This window comes from Litoreibacter roseus (assembly GCF_009811795.1).
Lineage (GTDB): Bacteria > Pseudomonadota > Alphaproteobacteria > Rhodobacterales > Rhodobacteraceae > Litoreibacter > Litoreibacter roseus.
In genome coordinates, this window is sequence record NZ_BLJE01000003.1 from 59425 (window position 1) to 78848 (window position 19424).

19 protein-coding genes are annotated in these 19424 nt (G+C 59.1%); 15 read left to right on the plus strand and 4 right to left on the minus strand.

The window, feature by feature from the left end:
• Positions 1-21: 21 nt before the first annotated feature.
• From KIN_RS14120 to KIN_RS14130, 3 genes are all read left to right on the plus strand, one after another.
• Positions 22-1182, plus strand: a complete 1161-nt coding sequence (locus tag KIN_RS14120) for a M20 aminoacylase family protein (RefSeq protein WP_159808203.1) — start codon at positions 22-24, stop codon at positions 1180-1182.
• 244 nt (positions 1183-1426) lie between these two features.
• Positions 1427-1894 carry a GNAT family N-acetyltransferase gene (locus tag KIN_RS14125; RefSeq protein ID WP_207710140.1) on the plus strand — a complete coding sequence of 156 codons (468 nt, stop codon included), beginning with the start codon at positions 1427-1429 and terminating at the stop codon, positions 1892-1894.
• Positions 1895-2060: 166 nt separating this feature from the next.
• Positions 2061-2501: a hypothetical protein gene (locus tag KIN_RS14130; RefSeq protein ID WP_159808205.1), complete on the plus strand. Its 441-nt coding sequence runs from the start codon at positions 2061-2063 to the stop codon at positions 2499-2501.
• Here KIN_RS14130 and KIN_RS14135 read toward each other — a convergent pair.
• Positions 2464-3543 (minus strand): glycosyltransferase family 4 protein, encoded by a 1080-nt coding sequence (locus KIN_RS14135; RefSeq protein WP_243144934.1) that lies wholly within the window; start codon positions 3541-3543, stop codon positions 2464-2466. The genes KIN_RS14130 and KIN_RS14135 overlap by 38 nt on opposite strands.
• Complete coding sequence (gene moaA / locus KIN_RS14140) at positions 3536-4534, minus strand: GTP 3',8-cyclase MoaA (RefSeq protein ID WP_159808207.1); 999 nt, start codon at positions 4532-4534, stop codon at positions 3536-3538. The genes KIN_RS14135 and moaA overlap by 8 nt, the downstream gene beginning before the upstream one ends.
• A gap of 95 nt (positions 4535-4629) precedes the next feature.
• Here moaA and KIN_RS14145 point away from each other — a divergent pair, with 95 nt between their 5' ends.
• Positions 4630-5085, plus strand: coding sequence for a D-galactarate dehydratase (locus tag KIN_RS14145; protein ID WP_159808209.1), 456 nt, complete (start codon positions 4630-4632; stop codon positions 5083-5085).
• A gap of 11 nt (positions 5086-5096) precedes the next feature.
• On the opposite strand, the gene glmS is transcribed toward KIN_RS14145, so the two are convergent.
• The gene (gene glmS, locus KIN_RS14150) at positions 5097-6914 is read right to left on the minus strand and encodes a glutamine--fructose-6-phosphate transaminase (isomerizing) (RefSeq protein ID WP_159808211.1); all 1818 of its coding nucleotides are present in this window, start codon (positions 6912-6914) and stop codon (positions 5097-5099) included.
• Positions 6914-8263 carry a bifunctional UDP-N-acetylglucosamine diphosphorylase/glucosamine-1-phosphate N-acetyltransferase GlmU gene (gene glmU / locus KIN_RS14155; RefSeq protein ID WP_159808213.1) on the minus strand — a complete coding sequence of 450 codons (1350 nt, stop codon included), beginning with the start codon at positions 8261-8263 and terminating at the stop codon, positions 6914-6916. Before glmU ends, glmS begins: the two co-directional genes overlap by 1 nt.
• A 127-nt stretch (positions 8264-8390) precedes the next feature.
• Between glmU and KIN_RS14160 the strand changes: the two genes are divergently transcribed.
• From KIN_RS14160 to KIN_RS14210, 11 genes are all read left to right on the plus strand, one after another.
• Entirely contained in the window at positions 8391-9053 is a 663-nt protein-coding gene (locus tag KIN_RS14160) for an HAD-IA family hydrolase (RefSeq protein WP_159808215.1), read from the plus strand.
• A gap of 128 nt (positions 9054-9181) precedes the next feature.
• The gene (locus KIN_RS14165; protein ID WP_159808217.1) at positions 9182-10399 is read left to right on the plus strand and encodes a DegT/DnrJ/EryC1/StrS family aminotransferase; all 1218 of its coding nucleotides are present in this window, start codon (positions 9182-9184) and stop codon (positions 10397-10399) included.
• A 679-nt stretch (positions 10400-11078) separates the two neighbouring features.
• The gene (locus KIN_RS14170) at positions 11079-12239 is read left to right on the plus strand and encodes an isovaleryl-CoA dehydrogenase (protein ID WP_159808219.1); all 1161 of its coding nucleotides are present in this window, start codon (positions 11079-11081) and stop codon (positions 12237-12239) included.
• Between the two features lie 30 nt (positions 12240-12269).
• Positions 12270-12620, plus strand: a complete 351-nt coding sequence (locus tag KIN_RS14175; protein WP_159808221.1) for a hypothetical protein — start codon at positions 12270-12272, stop codon at positions 12618-12620.
• Positions 12617-13093: a lysozyme inhibitor LprI family protein gene (locus KIN_RS14180; protein WP_159808223.1), complete on the plus strand. Its 477-nt coding sequence runs from the start codon at positions 12617-12619 to the stop codon at positions 13091-13093. The genes KIN_RS14175 and KIN_RS14180 overlap by 4 nt, the downstream gene beginning before the upstream one ends.
• On the plus strand, positions 13090-14694 hold the full coding sequence (locus KIN_RS14185) for a carboxyl transferase domain-containing protein (protein ID WP_159808225.1): 1605 nt from the start codon (positions 13090-13092) through the stop codon (positions 14692-14694). The genes KIN_RS14180 and KIN_RS14185 overlap by 4 nt, the downstream gene beginning before the upstream one ends.
• 116 nt (positions 14695-14810) lie before the next feature.
• Positions 14811-15221 (plus strand): ASCH domain-containing protein, encoded by a 411-nt coding sequence (locus KIN_RS14190; protein WP_159808227.1) that lies wholly within the window; start codon positions 14811-14813, stop codon positions 15219-15221.
• Entirely contained in the window at positions 15221-17152 is a 1932-nt protein-coding gene (locus KIN_RS14195; RefSeq protein ID WP_159808229.1) for an acetyl-CoA carboxylase biotin carboxylase subunit, read from the plus strand. The genes KIN_RS14190 and KIN_RS14195 overlap by 1 nt, the downstream gene beginning before the upstream one ends.
• The gene (locus KIN_RS14200) at positions 17149-17811 is read left to right on the plus strand and encodes a glutathione S-transferase family protein (protein WP_159808231.1); all 663 of its coding nucleotides are present in this window, start codon (positions 17149-17151) and stop codon (positions 17809-17811) included. The genes KIN_RS14195 and KIN_RS14200 overlap by 4 nt, the downstream gene beginning before the upstream one ends.
• Positions 17804-18658: a hydroxymethylglutaryl-CoA lyase gene (locus tag KIN_RS14205; protein ID WP_159808233.1), complete on the plus strand. Its 855-nt coding sequence runs from the start codon at positions 17804-17806 to the stop codon at positions 18656-18658. The genes KIN_RS14200 and KIN_RS14205 overlap by 8 nt, the downstream gene beginning before the upstream one ends.
• Positions 18651-19424: a crotonase/enoyl-CoA hydratase family protein gene (locus tag KIN_RS14210; protein WP_159808235.1), complete on the plus strand. Its 774-nt coding sequence runs from the start codon at positions 18651-18653 to the stop codon at positions 19422-19424. Before KIN_RS14205 ends, KIN_RS14210 begins: the two co-directional genes overlap by 8 nt.

Sequence of the window (19424 nt, forward strand, 5' to 3'; positions counted from 1 at the left end):
AATCGCAAAAGGAGAGCCCCCATGCCCGTCAAAAACCGTTTTGCCGAACTGCTGCCTGAGATCACCGAATGGCGCCGTGATATTCACGAAAATCCTGAGATCCTTTTCGAGACGCATCGGACATCCGCGCTTGTTGCGGAAAAGCTCAAGGAATTTGGGTGCGACGAGGTGGTCGAAGGCATCGGACGTACGGGCGTGGTCGGCGTCATCAAAGGCAAGTCCGACACGAAAGGTCGGACGATCGGGCTGCGCGCGGACATGGATGCGCTGCCGATTTTGGAAGCGACGGGCCTCGACTATGCCTCCAAAACGCCGGGCGCGATGCATGCATGTGGGCATGACGGGCACACGGCGATGCTTCTGGGGGCGGCCAAGTACCTGTCCGAGACACGAAATTTCGACGGAACGGTCGTGGTGATTTTCCAGCCTGCAGAAGAAGGCGGCGGCGGTGGCAAGGAGATGTGCGACGATGGTATGATGGATCGCTGGGGTATTGATGAGGTCTACGGCATGCACAATTGGCCGGGCCGCCCTGTGGGGTCATTCGCTATCCGACCTGGCGCGTTTTTTGCCGCAACAGATATGTTTGAACTGACCGTCAAAGGCAAAGGCGGCCATGCCGCGAAACCGCAGGAAACGATCGACACCACGGTCTTAGCCTCTCACATGGTTCTTGCGCTGCAAACCATCGCATCCCGAAACGCCGATCCAGTCCAACAGATCGTCGTCTCGGTGACGGCGTTCGAGACAAGCTCAAAGGCGTTCAATGTGATCCCGGATCAGGTGATGCTGCGCGGCACTGTGCGCACCATGTCGACCGAGATGCGTGATCTCGCCGCGAAGCGTTTGCCTGAAATTGCTGAAGGGGTGGCCACAACCTTCGGGGGGGCGGTCGAGGTTAACTACATCAAAGGCTACCCCGTGATGGTCAATCACGAGGAGCAGACAGATTTCGCAGCCTCCGTTGCTGCGTCGGTTTCAGGCGATTGTGACGAAGCGCCCTTAATCATGGGGGGCGAGGATTTTGCCTACATGCTGGAAGAGCGCCCTGGCGCATACATCCTGGTGGGCAATGGCGACACGGCAATGGTTCACCACCCCGAATACAACTTCAACGATGAAGTCATTCCTGCGGGCTGTTCATGGTGGGCCGAGATTGTGGAGCAGCGTCTCGCCAGCTAGCCTTTGGCGGTTGAAACACACCAGCAAAGACGAGATAAGAAGAGACCCGGCCATCTGAGGTCGGGATGGAGATTTTATGTCTACGATTGCGGGAAACCGCTAGTCCAACTCAGTTTGGGCCGAACGCACAAGACAGACCGCCTCTGGGCGCGTCTTTTGGTGCGATGATTTACCCTCAATTCTGAACATGGTGCACGCGGAACTTTTGTTTCCGGCAACATGTTCGACATGAAAGTATAAACTATTGAAAAATAATGATAACATTCGTCCCGTCGAACAGCGGGACATTCCCGGCCTGAGGGCCATTCTTGATGAAACAGAGCTGTTCCCGTCAGGTCTGCTGGAGGATATGCTTCAAGGCTTCCTCGGCGGCACCGTGGCAGACCTTTGGTTCACCTATGTCGAGGACGACCAACCCCTTGCGTTCGGGTTTTGTGAGCCTGAACGGATGACGGACGGCACGTGGAATCTCTTGGCCATCGCCGTTCTGCCAAACCGGCACGGGCAGGGCATAGGGGCTCAAATGATGGGGTATCTGGAAAACCAGCTGTCCCAGAAGGGGGCCCGTGTCTTAATCGTCGAGACGATGGGTACGCCTGAGTTCAAACTGACGCGTCAGTTTTACAAGAAGACAGGCTACGTCGAAGAGGCTTGCATTCGCGAGTTCTACGAGGCCGGCGCCGATAAGATTGTGTTCTGGAAACACCTCTAGAGTACGCAAGGCGGCTAGGCCTCGGCTTGGCCGCCACAACCTGAGGTTGCTGCTCTTCCGCAACGGTTTCTCACTTTGGTACCCGAAGCTCCAAAACACATAGTCTGGTAATCTTCTCGGCTCTATGGTCGATCCGGGTAACTCAAAACGTACGGAATACATTGAAATGAAGAAACTCTTTTGCCTGACGGCAGCGGCGATGCTGGCTGTCGTTGCCACTGACGTGCACGCTGCCACGAAAAAGGTCACGCGCACAGTGCAAGTTGACGAAGAGTTCCCCTCTGCGAACCTCAGATGGACCGGCGCGCATGCCGGTGGTTACGACATGATGTGGCGACCGATCATGGTGGATGGAAAAATAGAGATTTGCGCGGCAGGGGCGTACACCAATATTCAGCTGCGTCAGGCGGTCCGGAAATCGCTGAAGGGTGGAACCGTGTCTATGAATGATAAGGTGATACTGAAAGATCTTACGTTTTCAGCCAGCGCTCGCACAGCGAATAGAATCCGGTCCACGAAAGCAAACTGTGTGGCCACCGGTGTCACAGCGCCCAAGAAAATCGACGGTTTCATGCTGGAATTTGGCCCGTCTGTTTTCCGGAACTAAGCAGCGCGCGATAAATTTCGACCAGCTTTTCAGCCTCTTTCTGAAGGGGAAACTCCGCGACAACATGCGCCCGAGCAGCTTCTGACCAGTCAGCTAGCGCTTCGGGCGCATCCAATGCGGCCTTCAGCTTTGTGGCCATTTGGTCGGGATCGCCCGGATACACCAGATCCCCGGTTTCGCCCGCTTTGATCAGTTCTTCGAATGCGCCGACCCGCGTGGCAATGGCCGGGACACCGCATGACATTGCTTCCAGTGGCGTCAGCCCGAAGCCTTCCCACCGTTGCGGTGCAACGTAGATGTCGAGCGCTTGATACCACTTGGCCATCTCCCAAACGGGGACTTCCGGCAGGAACAGTATGCGGTGTGATGCTCCGGCCGCCGCGACCTTGGCTTTTTGCTCAGCCAGAAAATCCTGATCTTTCGGCAGGGCGCGGCCCATCACCAGTCCCGTCAGGTCTGGATGATCGGGCAGAACGCGCAGCAAGGCGTCGACGAACACATCCGTTCCCTTCTGGGCCCGTATGCGACCGTAGCAGCCAATCAGCGTTTCGGTCCTCGGCAGTCCGATAGAGTGTCTTAGTGCGGCCTTGTGTTTCGGAGGGCAGAAGGCTTGCGTGTCGATTCCATGGTAGATGACGTCTGCATCCCGGTTCAGGTATCCGGCTGTTTTGTGAGAGGTCGCGACCACCCTGTCCATCTGAGCGATCAGCCATTTTGTCAGGCCGGTGTGATGGCGTTGGGAGGCCGAGGTGAAGAGCAGTTTCAAATCTTTGCGCAGGACGTGTTTGAGAAAGAGGCCGGCCAGCATCTCGACGTTGCGCCGTGCGTGCCAAACCCGCCTGCGACGTGACATCGTAAGCACCGCGCCCAAGGAAACCTGCGGGACACCGGTCAGAGGGACGGGGCAGGCAGCAGCTATGGCCACGTCCTTCGCCTGTAGCGGTACGAGTCTGACCACCGTCGCGGTTACGCCAGACAATCTGCGTTTGAAATTTGGGGCAATCACATCAACATCGTCGATGCGCACGGGTGTGTCAGCCACCCGTATGGCTCATATGGCGCGACATCTGACCGCCAAGCTCTTGGCGAGAGTAATCAAAATCGTGTCCCTTGGGCTTCAGCCCGATCGCGGCGCGAATGGCATCTTCCAGGGGTGCGTCTGCCTCGGAGGCCCGCAATGGACCACGCAGATCCGATTTTCCCTCTTGGCCAAGGCAGGTGTAGATCTCGCCCGTGCATGTCACGCGGACCCGATTGCAGCTCTCGCAGAAGTTATGGCTCAGCGGTGTGATAAAGCCGATCCTTTGCCCGGTTTCCCCGAGTTTGACATAGCGGGCCGGGCCGCCCGTCCTGTCGGGCAAATCAGTCAACGTAAAGCGCTCGGCCAGCGACCCACGAAGATCGTCGAGCGACCAGTATTGACCAAGTCGGTTCTCGTTTCCGATATCGCCCATGGGCATGACTTCGATAAAGGTCAAATCCATGCCCAGATCGGCGCACCATGCCGCGATATCAAACAACTCGACCTCGTTGAAATCCTTAAGCGCGACGACGTTGATCTTGACCTTCAAACCGGCCTTCAACGCAGCATCCACGCCGCGCAACACCTGTGCCAGGCGCCCCCACCGTGTGATCTCGGCGAATTTGGCCTCATCCAGCGTGTCGAGCGATACATTCACCCGGCGCACTCCAGCGGCATAGAGGTCGGCGGCATATTTCTCGAGCTGGGAGCCATTGGTCGTCAGGGTCAATTCCTTCAGCGCACCGCTGTCCAGATGCCGCGACATCCCGTCGAAGAACGTCATGATACCCCGGCGGACCAAAGGTTCCCCACCGGTAATCCGCAGCTTTTCCACGCCCAGACGAATAAAGCTTGAGCACAGCCGGTCAAGTTCTTCGAGCGTCAGAAGATCCTTCTTCGGCAGGAATGTCATATTCTCTGACATGCAATACACACACCGAAAATCGCAGCGGTCCGTGACGGAAAGGCGCAGATATGTGATCGCGCGCTGGAAGGGGTCAATTAGGGCCATAGGGGGAGGTTAATGATGGCATACGCTCGCCGCAAGAGACACATGCCGGTTTTGTTTGCTTGATGGGCGTGGGTCGTCGACCTAGTGTCTCATCCATGAAAAATATTGCGCTGATTTCTCTGATCGTTCTGCTGCCCGCCTGCGGCCAAATTCAATATGCTTTGGGCATCCCATCCGCGCCACCGCCGCCGCCGCCGGACAGGCCGGCATCTCAGTCTGCGGATGTCGCGGGCGTGGCGCCAGCGTCTCTGGACACCACAACGGCCGCTCAGCGCGCGCAGGCGACACAGCCCACATCTGGCGGGCAGGCCTTGGGGCAGACCGTCGCCTCCTTGGGCGATCCTACTGATGCGGGGCTGTGGCTCAGGACGCCTTTGGTGACCGCCGAAACGCCGGGCCGCGTTGAAACAGCCACCGGCAATTCGGTCCGCCTCACGTTGATCCCGATTGAGGGCGAGGCCAGCGCGGGCAGCCGGATTTCGCTGTCTGCGATGCGCGCTTTAGGTCTCAATCTGACAGACCTGCCAACTTTAGCGGTCTACAGTGGCTGATGCCTCTGACCCTATTCGACAGTGACTGACTTCGCGAGATTGCGGGGTTGGTCCACGTCGGTGCCCTTTGCAACGGCCGTGTGATAGCTCAGAAGTTGGGCGGGCAGGGCATAGAGGATCGGGGCCAAAAACGGATCCACAGTCGGCATGACAAGTGTTTCCCAGACGCCATCTGATGCCACTTTTGCACCAGCGCTGTCCGTGATCAGAACGACCTTGCCCTCGCGCGCCATGACTTCCTGCATGTTGGAGATGGTTTTTTCGAACAAGGCGTCGGCGGGGGCGAGGATGACGACCGGTACATCCTTGTCGATCAGCGCAATCGGGCCGTGCTTTAACTCACCTGATGCATAACCTTCAGCGTGTATATAGCTGATTTCCTTGAGTTTCAGCGCGCCTTCCATGGCCATCGGAAACATGGAGCCGCGCCCGAGGAACAATACGTCCTGCGCGGTAGAAATTTTCTTGGCCACCTCTTCGATCCGGCCTTCCGTCGCCAAGGTTTGGTTGAGCAAGGCGGGCAGGTTCCGCAACGCTGCGATCCGTTCTGCCAAAGCATCGCTGTCCAGATGCCCCCGCTGCATCGCAGCCTTCAGGGCAAGGCTCGCCAAGACAACCAACTGGCCGGTGAATGCTTTGGTCGAGGCGACGCCGATTTCTGTCCCCACCAAAATCGGTAAGGCCATATCGCTTTCCCGCGCGATGGAGCTTTCGGGCACGTTCACAATAGACAGAATCTTGGCGGCCTTGCCTTGGCAGTAACGCAGCGCGGCCAGCGTATCGGCGGTTTCGCCCGACTGGGACACAAACAGCGCATAGGATTTATCGCTGACCGGGGGCGTGCGGTAGCGATACTCGGACGCGATATCCACCTCGACAGGAAGTCGTGCTTCTTGTTCGAACCAATACTTTGCGACCTGACAAGCATAGTAGGCGGTGCCGCACGCAATCAGTGTCAGCTTGTTGGTTTGACTGAAATCAATCTCACCCGTCGGCAGTCGGATTTCTGCTTCCTGCGTATAGGCAGAGATCGTGTCGGCCAGAACGGTAGGCTGTTCTGCGATTTCCTTCGCCATGAAATGCTTGTAGCCGCCCTTTTCGACCTTTGATGCGCTGACCGCGATTTGTTGCACCGCACGATTGGCGCGCCGGTTCTCGCTGTCAAAAATTTCCACGCCTTCGCGGGTCACGACGGCCCGGTCGCCTTCTTCCAAGTAAGTGATGCGGTCCGTCATGGGGGACAGGGCGATGGCATCGGAGCCGACAAACATCTCGCCATCGCCATGACCTATGGCCAGTGGGGAGCCCTTGCGTGCGGCGATCAGCAAATCTTCTTCGCCGTCAAAAAGAAAACAAAGGGCAAATGCACCTTCGAGTTGCGCAATCGTCTGTTCTGCCGCATCGCTTGGGGACAAACCCTGACTGATGTAGCGCTCGGCCAGAAGGGCCACCGTCTCGGTGTCCGTTTCGGTCTGGGGTACGATCCCATCCTTTGCAAGATCGGCGCGCAACTCTTTGAAATTCTCGATAATCCCGTTGTGGACCACAGCAACTCGACCGGCCTGATGGGGATGCGCATTCCCGACAGAAGGCGCCCCATGAGTGGCCCAGCGGGTGTGTCCTATGCCTGACTTGCCGGCAAGCGGGTCATGCACCAAAACGTCGCTGAGATTGATGAGCTTGCCCACTGCGCGACGGCGATCCAATACGCCTTTGTTGACCGTCGCGATGCCAGCGCTGTCGTAGCCCCGATATTCCAGCCGCTTGAGCGCTTCAAGAATGATCGGCGCGACCTCGTGGTCGCCGAGAACTCCTACGATTCCACACATTACTGCATCTTCCTCAGTTTCTTGGCCTTGAGCATCTGCATCAGTTTTCGTGCAAAGCCCGCCTTGTTCTCTTGCCGCGCCCGTCCGATTGCGAGCGCCCCATCCGGGATATCTTCGGTCACCACGGTACCGGACGCGGTCATCGCTTCGGCACCTACGTGAACGGGCGCGACCAACAGGGTGTCGGAGCCGATGAACGCATTGGCCCCGATCTCGGTGCGGTGCTTCATAACGCCGTCATAATTACACGTGATCGTGCCAGCCCCGACATTTGCTGCTGCGCCGACATGGGCATCACCAATATAAGAGAGGTGATTGACCTTCGCGCCTTCGTCCAGCGTCGCGTTCTTGACCTCGACAAAGTTCCCGACGCGGGCGCTCTCGCCAATTTCCGCGCCCGGTCTCAGGCGGGCGAAGGGACCAACTATCGCACCCTGCGCGACATGACAGCCTTCGAGATGGCTAAAGGCACGAATCTCCGCACCACTTTCAACGGTAACGTCCAAGCCAAAAACGACGTTCGGGCCGATTATCGCATCCCGCCCGATCACGGTGTCATATGCGAAATAGGTGCTTGCCGGATCAGACAGTGATACGCCGTCTTCAAGGGCGGCTGTCCGCGCTTGGGTTTGGTAGAGCGTCTCGGCCTGTGCCAATTCCTGACGGGTGTTAATCCCCAGTGTCTCCGCTTCCGGACAAGTCACGACTTCACATTGCAAACCATCCTGACGCGCAAGACCGACGATATCCGTCAGGTAGTATTCCCCACTCGCATTGTTGTTGTTCACCCGTGCAATCAAATCGAAAAGCGTCGCGCGGTTTGCCGCGATAACGCCTGAATTACAAAGTGTTATGGAGAGTTCTTCAGGTGATGAATCTTTCGCTTCGACGATGCGGTCCAGCCCGTCCGCGCCGGTCACAAGTCTGCCGTAGCGACCGGGGTCTTGCGCCTCGAACCCCAGAACCACAACGGATGCGCCAGTGCTGCGGGCCGCGATCATGCGTTCCAATGTATCGCCGGTGATGAAAGGCGTATCACCATAGAGGATGATGACGTCCCCATCAAACCCGTCCAGCACGGCGCGGGCTTGATCAACGGCGTGCGCGGTGCCGTTTTGTTCGGTCTGGCGCACGCAGATGGCATCGGGCGCAAAAGTCTCGACTTCGCGCTCCACCGCGGCAGCACCATGGCCGGTCACAACAACCACCTTTTCCGGATCAAGGAACTGTCCCGCCCGCACCGCATGCGCCAGCAAGGGGGCCCCAGCAAGCTTGTGCAAAACCTTGGGGAGGTCGGAATTCATCCTGCTTCCTTGCCCTGCCGCAAGGATCACAAGCGCCGTATTCATGTGCTGCCCACTTTCTTTTGGTTGCCCGCCGTTCTATCCGTATCCGAACCGCGTGCAAGCTGCTCGCGCCTCAAAACACATTACGGCGCGTTACAGGTGCCTTTTTTGTAAAGAAAGGAAGACCGTCATGCGCTGCGTGGTTTTTGATCTGGATGGAACCTTGGCCGACACCAGCGGTGATCTTATCGCTGCCGCGAATTTCTGTTTCCGCGATCTGGGCCATGGTGACCTGCTTGATCCCACGCTTGATGCTGCGACGGCCTTGAGAGGCGCGCGGGCCATGTTGAGGCTAGGGTTTGAAAGGCTTGGTCTGGATGACGCCGAGGAGCAGATCGATGCCCAGTATCCCACCCTGATAGATGCATATGGTGACAACATAGATACTCACACTGTCCTCTATCCCGGTGTTCGGGAGGCCGTGGATCGGTTGAAAGCATTGGACATGAAAGTTGCCATCTGCACCAATAAGCCCGAGGGGTTGGCAGAGACTTTGATGGCGCGGCTTGAGTTTCGGGATGTGTTCGATGCGCTGATCGGGGCGGACACGCTGCCGGTGCGCAAGCCGGACCCGGCGCCGCTGTTCGAGGCCATCGACAGGTCGGGGGGTGCCCGCACCAGCGCAGTCCTGATCGGGGACACTGCCACAGACCGAAACACCGCCCGCGCAGCAGGCATCCCGTCTGTGCTGGTGACATTCGGGCCCGGCGAAGAAGACGTCAGCGACTTGGAGCCCGAGGCGCTTTTGCATCACTACGACGAGCTGGACAGCGTGATCGAGGCGGTCATCTAAGCGGCAGCTTCGTAAATTCCCAATCCTTACTCCGTGAATTGAGAACGTGGGGCAGGGCGTGGCCGTCATTGGTTGACCTGTTCATCCACCCTGCGCAGAATCATGCGAACCCAAGGATAAGGTGCACCATGACCGAAGTATTCGAAGGCAGCTTCACGCAACAAGAACCGATCCCCGAGGCCGGTATTGAGGCCGCGATAGGACTCATGCGCCACGGTCGCCTGCACCGCTACAATGTTGCAGAAGGGGAGCTGGGGGAGACCGCGCTGCTGGAACAGGATTTTGCGGCATATACCGGTGCGAGCTATGCGCTTGCGGTTGCATCCGGGGGGTACGCGATGGGATGTGCCATGCGCGCCATTGGTGTGAAGGCGGGGGACCGGGTGCTGTCCAACGGGTTTACTCTAGCGCCCGTACCCGGCGCGATTGCCAGCTTGGGGGCCGTCCCGGTCTTCGTTGAGGTCACTGACAATCTGACGATCGACCTGCACGATCTTGCCACCAGAATTGAGACTTCCGGCGCAAAGATTCTGCTGCTCAGCCACATGCGCGGCCATTTGTGCGACATGGACGCGCTGATGGATTTGTGCAGCCGGGCTGGGGTCCAGGTCATCGAGGATTGCGCCCATACAATGGGGGCGAGATGGCGCGATACAGCTTCCGGGCGGCACGGGGTTTTTGGGTGCTATTCCTGCCAGACCTACAAACATATCAACTCGGGCGAGGGTGGGTTGCTTGTCAGTGACGATGACACCGCCATGGCGCGGGCGATCATGTTGTCCGGGTCCTACATGCTCTATGAACGACACGCCGCTGCACCGTCGCCCGATGTGTTTGAGCAGGTGAAATGGGACACACCCAATATATCTGGCCGCATGGACAACCTGCGCGCCGCAATTCTCAGACCGCAACTGGCCAATCTGGATGCTCAGGTCGAGGCGTGGAACGCCAGATACGAGGTAATGGAGCGCGGCTTACAGGACGTTCCCGGGCTCCGCCTTATCCAGCGGAACCCGAACGGTCGGTTCGTCGGCTCATCCTTCCAGTTCTTGCTGCCGAACGCGGGCGCGGCAGAAATCGAGCACTTTGCCGCCCGCTGCGCGGATCGGGGTGTCGAATTGAAATGGTTTGGTGCCGAAACCCCGCGCGCGTTCACGTCGCGCTACGACAGCTGGCGGTACGCGGGGACGCAGCGGCTTGCGCAGACGGACCGGGTTCTGGCGGGGCTGCTCGATATGCGGCTGCCGCTGACCTTCAGCCTCGACGACTGCGCGTTGATTGCCCGCATCATTCGCGACGAGGCGGGACAGATCACCAACCCGCAACCCGTAGCCAAACTGGGGTAGACCCGCGGCTGGTTTCGGGGACGGGCTGCCAGCGGCAACGGCCTTCGCAAGGCCCGTCCGCCCGGACATATGTGCCAGCGCGTAGACGCGGTTGTGTTCTTCCAGCACCCGCTTCAGATCGCCGGGCGAATAGGTGTGCCCCTCGCTCAGGCCAAGCGCCTTCGCGCAAAGCTTTGAGCAAAACCAACGCTCGGCCTTGTGGCGGCGCAGGTTGAAGAACTGCGACATCAAGAGCCCCCAGTAGTCATAGCCCATGCCCATGTGGTGCGCGGCCCTGGCCAGCGTATCGACAGGTGCCCATGGCACCGGCACAAATTCCCATTTTCCGGGCGTAAACGTGATGTCTTTAACGCGAACACCGCCATCTTTTCCGACGGCGGTGATGCATTCGTGTGTTTCCCCAGGCAGAGGCGGTTGTTCAGTTTCAAAAAGCTCGCAGTGTGAAAACTCCGACCGCGTGATGAACTGAACCAGCGTATCGCTGAACAACCGACCCTCGCCCCGATAGAAGGCAAGATAGATCATGGCTCGCAACTTAATCCCCAGTGTTATCGTGGTAAAAATGTGGCAAAGACAGTATTAAGGGTTTGTTAAATTTTGTGGACAGTAAGGTTTTTGCGCCCTATTTCTGAACGACCGTTCAATTAAGATGGTCGCGAAAAATCAAAAGGAATCAGACATGTTCGCAGCTTCCATGCAGTTCGATCTGGGCGAAGACGTCACCGCACTCCAAGATATGGTGCACAGATGGGCGCAGGACAGGGTCAAACCCTTGGCTGCAGAGATAGACCAGACGAATGCCTTCCCGTCGGAACTCTGGACCGAGATGGGTGAACTGGGACTCTTGGGCATAACAGTAGATGAGAGCTACGGCGGCGCGGGCATGTCCTACCTTGCCCACGTGATCGCGGTTGAAGAGATCGCGCGTGCGTCAGCCTCGGTGTCGTTGAGTTACGGGGCGCATTCCAATCTGTGCGTCAACCAGATTAAGCTGAACGGGACCGAAGAGCAGAAACAGAAATACTTGCCGAAGCTTTTGTCCGGCGAACATGTGGGTGCCCTTGCGATGTCCGAAGCGGGGGCGGGCTCGGACGTCGTTTCGATGAAGCTGCGGGCGGAAAAGCGCAATGATCACTTTCGCCTCAATGGTACAAAGTATTGGATCACGAACGGGCCGGATGCTTCGACCCTCGTCGTCTACGCCAAGACCGATCCCGAAGCCGGATCAAAGGGCATCACGGCCTTTCTGATCGAAAAAGAGATGACCGGATTTTCCACCAGTCCTCATTTCGACAAGTTGGGTATGCGCGGATCAAATACCGCAGAACTGGTGTTTGAGGACGTAGAAGTGCCGTTCGAGAATATTCTCGGAGAAGAGGGCCGCGGCGTTCAGGTTCTGATGTCCGGCCTTGACTACGAACGTGTGGTGCTGGCTGGCATCGGCACGGGGATAATGGCTGCCTGCCTTGATGCGATCATGCCGTATCTCAAAGAGCGTAAGCAATTTGGTAAGCCCATTGGGGACTTCCAACTGATGCAAGGCAAAATCGCCGATATGTATACAGCTATGAACTCCGCCCGCGCCTACGTCTATGAAGTCGCCAAGGCGTGTGATCGCGGCGAGGTGACGCGCCAGGATGCGGCCGCCTGCGTGCTGTATTCCTCTGAGGAAGCGATGAAGCAGGCGCACCAGGCCGTACAGGCGATGGGCGGCGCGGGGTTCATGAATGACAGCCCGGTGTCCCGGCTGTTCCGCGATGCCAAGCTGATGGAGATCGGCGCCGGCACATCCGAGATCCGGCGCATGCTTGTTGGCCGTGAGTTGATGGGGGTCGCATGAACCCGGTCTGCAAGTCAGCGGCCGCCTGAGATGCTCAGGGTAAGCCGACCTCAAATCGTCGTTCTGGTTTTGGCCGCTCTGATTGCGGCTGCCCTTGGCGCTGTGTTTCGCAAGATGCAGCTTGCGATCACCGAGACGCAAATCATCGATAAATATGCGGCAAGCTATCTGGCGACCAATCCGAAAGGGGATCTGACTCAGTGCAGCGCTGTTCCCGGGCGCGCCTATGGTGTGCGTCTGGTTGTGATTTGCGGTCCGGGTGGCTTCGATCCCAGCCAACATTACGAATACCATGTCGGCGCGCTCGGCGGTCTTGTGCGTCGCCTTGGTCCCGCCGATTGGCCGACCGAAACACCCTTGCTCGGGGCAGATGGCACATGAGATGGATCATCGCTCTTTTCATGATTGGCGTGAGTCCAGCCAACGCCGAGTCCATCGACGACCTGAATGTCGCTGAGCAAGATGTGCGCGCGTGTTTTGGCGATGCATCAGTTGGCGAGACAGCGCCGGAGTGCCTCGGGTCCGCTTCCGGCATCTGTCAAAGCCATCCACAAGGTCAAACGACGCTCGGCATCACGGCATGTATCTCTGCGGAGACCGCTGTGTGGGATGCCATTCTGAACGAGCAGTATGGCATAGCCCAGCAGGTATTCGAGGCCCGTGACCCCGAAATATCAGAAGCGCTTTTGAAGGCGCAGCGTGCCTGGATCACCTATCGGGACGCAGAGTGCGGACTCTCCTACACACGTTGGGCGGGCGGCACCATCAGATCTATCGTGCATGCCAACTGCATGATGGTTTTCACGGCAGAACGTGCGATTGAATTGCGCGACATGCGAAGGAACGACCGTTGAAACTGACATCACTGATCTCACCGACATCGCCCGACTTTGCACAAAACGAGGCCGCAAACCTCAAGGCCCTCGATATCTGTGCCGCGGCGGCGGCTCAGGCTGCATTTGGCGGTGGCGAGGCGTCGCGCGCGCGTCACACCTCTCGCGGAAAAATGCTGCCGCGTGACCGTGTGGCAGGCCTTCTTGATCCCGGCGCTCCGTTTCTTGAGGTCGGTGCGACAGCTGCGCATGGTCTCTACGACGGCGCGGCCCCGGCCGCCGGGGTGATCGCAGGCGTCGGTCAAGTGCATGGCCAGGACGTCATGGTTATCTGCAACGATGCAACCGTAAAGGGTGGCACCTACTTTCCGATGACCGTTAAAAAACATCTGCGCGCTCAAGAAATCGCGGCAGAAAATAATTTGCCGTGCGTTTACCTCGTGGACAGCGGGGGGGCGAACCTGCCCAATCAGGACGAGGTATTCCCGGATCGCGATCATTTCGGTCGTATTTTCTACAATCAGGCCCGGATGAGCGCGGCAGGCGTCCCGCAGATTGCCGTCGTCATGGGCTCCTGCACTGCCGGGGGCGCGTACGTTCCCGCGATGTCGGATGTTACTATTATCGTAAAGGAACAGGGCACGATCTTTCTCGCAGGCCCCCCCTTAGTCAAAGCCGCTACGGGTGAGGTCGTCACCGCAGAAGAGCTTGGTGGCGGCGATGTCCACACCCGGCTGTCCGGTGTCGCGGATTATCTCGCCGAAGACGATGCGCACGCTCTTGCGTTGGCACGGCGTGCTGTGGCGGGGCTGAACCGGGCAAAACCCGGCACCGTCCAATGGCAGTCGCCGGAAGACCCGGCCTATGATCCGGCAGAGTTGTTGGGCGTCGTTCCCGCTGACCTGAAAACCCCCTACGATATCCGGGAGGTTATTGCCCGGCTTGTCGATGGTTCCCGTTTTGATGAATTCAAGCCGAGGTTCGGCGAAACGCTTGTAACGGGGTTTGCGCATATCCGCGGCTGCCCGGTCGGCATCATCGCCAACAACGGTGTACTGTTTTCTGAGTCCGCGCAGAAGGGCGCACATTTCGTAGAGCTTTGCTCGCAGCGCCATATCCCATTGGTGTTTCTGCAAAACATCACAGGGTTTATGGTCGGCAAACAATACGAAAACGAAGGCATTGCACGGCACGGCGCCAAGATGGTGACCGCCGTCGCAACGACCTCCGTCCCGAAAGTCACGATGGTCGTGGGTGGCTCCTTTGGTGCAGGAAACTACGGCATGTCCGGCCGCGCCTATCAGCCCCGCTTTATGTGGTCTTGGCCGAACTCCCGCATCTCCGTGATGGGTGGCGAGCAGGCCGCAGGTGTTTTGGCCACCGTCCGGCGGGACGGGATCGAACGTAAGGGCGGCACGTGGTCCGCCGAAGACGAGGCCGCTTTCAAAAAGCCCACAATCGAGATGTTCGAGGAACAGTCGCATCCGCTCTACGCGTCAGCACGGCTTTGGGATGACGGGATCATCGATCCACGCAAAGCCCGAGACGTTCTGTTTCTGTCTTTGACCGCTGCGCTCAACGCCCCCATTCAAGACACACGCTTCGGCGTGTTCCGGATGTAGATCAATGATCTATAGGCTTTTTCTTTCTGGCAAAATTACTCTCGCCGAAGGCATGACAGCCCCGCAGGGGATGTCCCCAAAAGACGTGGCGCAGCCACAATTTCGGAGGGTTACCGATGATCCCGCATAGTCTCCGCCAAAAGTATCCGCACGCCGAAACCTTCACATTCGGCGATAGCAAGGCGCTATGCGACCAACTTCTGGCCCTCGTGCGGTTGGGGAAGAAAACGGCGACTTGCGGAGCGCTGCGCGATTTCAGTGAGGATGGCGAGGCTCTGCCTGCCGTCGGGCGGCAAGACATCTCTCTGAATTGGGACGGCACCCCAGCGTTGGTGATTGAAACGACCGAGGTCAAAGTGCGTCGCTTTTGCGACGTGGACGCGGAGTTCGCGCTCGCAGAGGGGGAAAACGAGACCCTTGAAGGCTGGCAGGCCGGACACCGCGCTTTCTTCGAGCGAAACAGCGGATTTGACCGTGAAATGGAACTGGTCTGCGAGCGGTTCAAACTAGTTGAGGATCTGGCCTGATGTTTACGAAAATCCTCATTGCCAACCGCAGTGAAATCGCCTGCCGGATCATCCAAACCTGCGCGCGCTTGGGCGTAAGAACGGTCGCTGTGCACTCAGATGTGGACGCAGGTGCGCGCCATGTCTCCTTGGCGGACGAGGCAATTTCACTGGGGGGGCAGACCCCGGCGGAAAGCTATCTCAAAGGCGATGCGATTATCGCCGCGGCGACGGCGACTGGCGCTCAAGCGATCCATCCGGGCTACGGGTTTTTATCCGAGAACCCTGACTTCGTTGACGCGGTCGAAGCGTCAGATCTAACCTTTATCGGCCCGTCGGCCAAGGCCATCCGCGCCATGGGCCTCAAGGATGCCGCCAAGAAATTAATGGAAGAGGCCGGCGTTCCGGTTGTTCCGGGCTATCATGGCGAAGCTCAGGACAATTTGGCCGCCGAGGCCGAAAAGATAGGCTACCCCGTGCTCATTAAGGCCGTCGCGGGCGGCGGGGGCAAGGGCATGCGGATTGTAGCTGGGCCTGAGATGTTCGAAGAAGCGCTCGACTCTGCCCGGTCCGAGGCACTGAAAGCCTTCGGAAATGACCGCGTTCTGATCGAGAAATACGTGGAAAAGCCGCGCCACATCGAGGTTCAGGTTTTTGGTGACGGCAAGACTGCCGTCCATTTGTTCGAGCGGGACTGTTCTTTGCAGCGGCGCCACCAGAAGGTTATTGAGGAAGCCCCCGCGCCCGGAATGACGCCCGAGATGCGCGATGCCATGGGGCAGGCGGCCGTCCGTGCCGCCGAGGCCGTGGGATATGCCGGGGCCGGAACGGTCGAGTTCATCGTGGACGCCTCCGACGGGCTGCGAACGGACCGCTTTTACTTCATGGAGATGAACACACGTCTTCAGGTAGAACACCCCGTCACAGAAGAAATTACGGGCGTTGATCTGGTCGAATGGCAGCTCCAGGTAGCGAGCGGCCAGCCCTTGCCTGTGGCGCAGGATGAACTGACGATCACCGGTCACGCTTTCGAGGCCCGTCTCTATGCCGAGGACGTGCCCGCAGGCTTCTTGCCGGCCACTGGAACCTTGGCGCATCTGGCGTTCAGCGAGCGCGCAAGGATCGACACGGGCGTCAGACCTGGGGACGAGATCAGCCCGTTTTACGATCCAATGATTGCCAAGCTGACGGTCCATGCCGGAACCCGTGCCGACGCGCTTAGCAAATTGGAACGCGCTCTGTCACAGACCCAGATTGCAGGCACTGTGACCAACATCGCCTTTCTCACCGCGCTGACCCGGCACGAGGGTTTTGCCGCAGGGGATGTGGATACTGGTTTGATCGAGCGCGATATCGAAACCCTTTCGGCGCAGCCTGTCCCCTGCACACGGACGCAGGCCTTGGCTGCCGTGGCATCTTTGACAGCGTATGACGGCGCACTTTCGGGTTTCACGCTGTGGGCGCCGTTGCGCCATGAGGTGGTGTTGCATCAGCCCGATGCGCCAAGCACGGCTTATGTTTCGCCCGAAGGCCAGGGCGTTTTCACGGTCGAACTCGAAAGCGTCACGCATCAAATCGCGCAAACAGCAGAAGGCTGGCGCGTCGACGGCGCGAAGGTCTCAGCCGACGTCATTCAAACACCCACCGGTGTCAGCGTTTTCTGGGGGAACGCCTATCACTTCGATGTGCCGGATCCTCTGGCCCGTGGGGCCGATGCCGGCGGGGGCAGCGACATGACGCTGGCACCGATGCCCGGTCTGGTTAAAACCGTCTCGGTCAAACCGGGCGATACCGTCGCTGAAGGGGACCGGCTTGCCGTGCTCGAAGCAATGAAGATGGAACACACCCTGCGCGCCGCCCGCGACGGTGTCATTGCGGAGGTCACCACGCAGGCCGGGGCACAGGTTAAGGCGGGCGATCTCTTGGTCCGCTTGCGCGGAGAGGACGAATGATCCGGCTGCACCACGCCCATCAGACACGGTCCATGCGGACGCTCTGGCTGTTGGAGGAATTGGGCGTCGAGTATGAGCTTGTTGTCCATCCGTTCGGAAAAAATCTTCGCAGCTCGGACTATCTCCGACTGAACCCGTCTGGGCGCGTACCCGCGCTTGAAATCGACGAGGGGTGTATGTTCGAGACTGCGGCGATCACAGGTTACCTCTGTGAGCTTTTCCCTGACACCGCCCTTGGTCGTGCGCCCGGTGATCCGGAGCGGCGCGACTGGCTGGTCTGGGTCAGTTTCGCCGAGACTATCAGTCAGCACACGGCCGCGCTGACCCAGCAGCATATCGCGCTCTATGAAGACGAGATGCGCTCGCCCATCGTCATGAAGCTTGAGGCGGCGCGGCTCGGCAAATGCTACGCCGCGCTCGAAGGGCGTTTGCAAGGCAGGGAATATCTGCTGGATGGCGGATTTTCGGCGGCTGACATTTCCTGCGGTCAGGCAGTTTACATGTCCCGGCATTTCGCGCGAACTGACCCTTTTCCAGCCGTCGAGGCGTGGTACGGGCGTATCACCGACAGGCCGGCCTTCAAGGCGTCCTTGCCGCCAAGAAATGAACGGCTCTATCCGCGTGAGTTTTACCCTGTTCCCGAGATGCAGAATGGCTGAACGGGTGGAGATATTTGAAGTCGGTCCCCGCGACGGCCTGCAAAACGAGGCGCGGATCATTCCGACGTCGGAAAAAATCGCGCTTGTTGACCTTCTGTCAGAGGCCGGGTTTCGCCGGATCGAAGTGGCCAGTTTTGTTTCACCGAAATGGGTTCCGCAGATGGCCAGCAGCGGTGAAGTCCTCGCCGGGATTAGACGCCGCCCAGGAATTTCCTACGCGGGGCTCGTCCCGAATATGAAGGGCTACGAGGCCGCCCGCGCGGCGGGGGTCGATGAGATCGCGGTATTCGCGTCCGCCTCCGAAGGGTTTTCGAAAGCCAATCTGAATGCGACCATCGCCGAAAGCCTCTCGCGGTTCGCGCCTGTGCTGGCGGCGGCCGAAGCGGATGCCATCCCCGTTCGCGGCTACGTGTCCTGCGTGGTCGAATGTCCCTTTGACGGGGCTGTCGATCCTGCGGATACGACTCGTGTGGCCAAAGCGTTGCGGGATGCGGGGTGCTACGAGATTTCCTTGGGCGACACCGTGGGGCGCGGAACGCCTGAGGCCGTCGATGCGATGCTGCACGCAGTGATAAAAGCTGTTCCCGCCGATATGCTCGCCGGACATTTCCACGATACCAGCGGGCGGGCGCTGGAAAATATCGACGTCGCCCTGACCCACGGACTTCGGGTGTTTGACGCGGCCGTTGGTGGTCTTGGGGGATGCCCCTACGCACCCGATGCTGCGGGCAATGTCGCGACAGAGGCGGTTCTGGAGCATCTCAAAAGTGCGGGCTACGAGACTGGGCTTGATGCGGATGTGATCTCTCAGGCCGCTGTGATGGCACAGGAGATGAGACATGTATGAGACGCTTTTGCTTGAAACGGACCCGCGCGGCGTCGCGACGCTGACCTTGAATCGCCCGGACAAGCGCAACGCGATGTCGGGCCAGATGATTCAAGAACTGACCCACGCTGCTAGCAGTTTGAGCGATGACGCCTCCGTTCGGCTTGTGGTTCTGACCGGGGCGGACAGGCATTTTTGCGCTGGCGGTGATCTGAACTGGATGAAAGCGCAGATTTCTGCGGATAGTAAATCCCGCGCGCGGGAAGCCGGGAAGCTGGCGGGTATGCTTGGTGCTTTGAACCGACTGCCCAAACCGCTTGTCGGGCGGATCGAAGGCTCGGCCTTCGGGGGCGGGGTCGGGCTGGCGTCCATCTGCGACGTGGCACTTGCGGATCCCGGCGCGAAATTTGGTCTGACGGAAACCAAGCTGGGCCTGATCCCTGCCACCATTGGTCCCTACGTGCTGGCGCGGATGGGGGAAGGGCGTGCGCGGCGGGTTTTCATGAACTCCCGCGTGTTTGACGCGGCGGAGGCGGAAGCGCTTGGTCTTGTTCAGGTCGCAGGCGATCTGGATGCGGCAGTTGAGGCTGAGATCGCACCTTATATGAATTGTGCACCGGGTGCGGTTGCCGAGGCCAAGGCGCTGGCCTTGAAGCTGGGCGGCGCACCGGGAAAGGCCGAGGTGGACGCGTCCATCAATGCGCTCGTTACACGCTGGGAAAGCAGCGAGAGCGCGGAGGGCATCGACGCGTTTTTCGGCAAGCGGAAGGCTGCGTGGGTCCGCTAG